The organism is Synechococcus lacustris str. Tous (assembly GCF_003011125.1).
GTDB lineage: Bacteria > Cyanobacteriota > Cyanobacteriia > PCC-6307 > Cyanobiaceae > Synechococcus_D > Synechococcus_D lacustris.
Genome location: NZ_PXVC01000233.1, coordinates 1 through 947 on the forward strand (window position 1 = coordinate 1; position 947 = coordinate 947).

Annotated in this window: 2 protein-coding genes; one reads left to right on the top strand and one right to left on the bottom strand. The window is 55.0% G+C overall.

Going from position 1 to position 947, the window contains the following annotated elements; all coding sequences use genetic code 11:
* Positions 1-159 precede the first annotated feature (159 nt).
* Positions 160-387 carry a hypothetical protein gene (locus C7K08_RS16100; protein WP_193464851.1) on the bottom strand — a complete coding sequence of 76 codons (228 nt, stop codon included), beginning with the start codon at positions 385-387 and terminating at the stop codon, positions 160-162.
* Positions 388-639: 252 nt separating this feature from the next.
* Between C7K08_RS16100 and C7K08_RS14565 the strand changes: the two genes are divergently transcribed.
* A partial coding sequence (locus C7K08_RS14565; protein WP_153062438.1) for a hypothetical protein occupies positions 640-947 on the top strand: 308 nt, incomplete at its 3' end.

The following is a 947-nucleotide window of genomic DNA, read 5'->3' on the forward strand; positions in this document are numbered from 1 at the left end:
ATGTATAAATATGTGTGAATAACGTGAAGAGTACTGAAGAATAGAATTAAAGCATTTAGGGATCAGGTTTCTTATAGGCAACAYGAGGACTACATACGTGAGATTCGAGACCAGCTTTGTTCGCATTATCGATTAAACAAATCAGACTTAGTTAAGTATTTAATCAAGAAAGAAGGGCATAGAGCATAGGAAGCGCCGCAGCCAGCGTTCGTAGATGCCGATGGTCCGCCGGGCGTAGTGACGTGATGCCAGGGCTTCCCGGTAAACTGTGATCAGGGAACGGGGTTGTGTATCCATGGAGGCTGCCGTGCTGTCATCAGCATTCCCACTGGCTGCCGGATAAGCACTTTTTTTCGTAATTCGCACGGGAGTGGAACCAATACCCATACAACGCGCTACACTTTGGTTCAGGAGTTCACTCCGTTCATCCCGAGCACCGGCGYTAATCCTCCAGGGGATTGCCGGTCACCAACCTGCCGTCCGTTCCTGCTGGGCAAGGTGGTCAATCCTGGAACCCTGAAGGGTTGATGAGCAGGGACGCTTGCCGAAGACACCATGTCCAGCAACGTTCGCCGCAGCAGCCACCTGTCGCGCCATCTAGCTGCTCTCCGCCTACAGAGCGGTCTGCGGCCCGGCCAATTGGCAGCACGTCTTGGCGCTAACAATGTCTCCAAGGTCGGCGGCCTGATCCGCTCATTTGAGATTGGGGAACCCCTCTGTGAATACTGGCTCGATAAACTAATTGCCGGGCTCCAACCCGATCCTGCTGAGCTGCGCCGCTGCCTGGAGCTGGATCAGGCCGAGGCCGAACAGCAACTGGAGCAGGATCGAGTTGCGTGGGAGGCCTGGGCTGATGAGCCGATCGATCCTTACCTCTGGATCCGCTATATGCCAGCGGTCTATGGCGTGTGGGAGGTGCCCAGGGCGTTTTGCACGCCGCGAGAGAC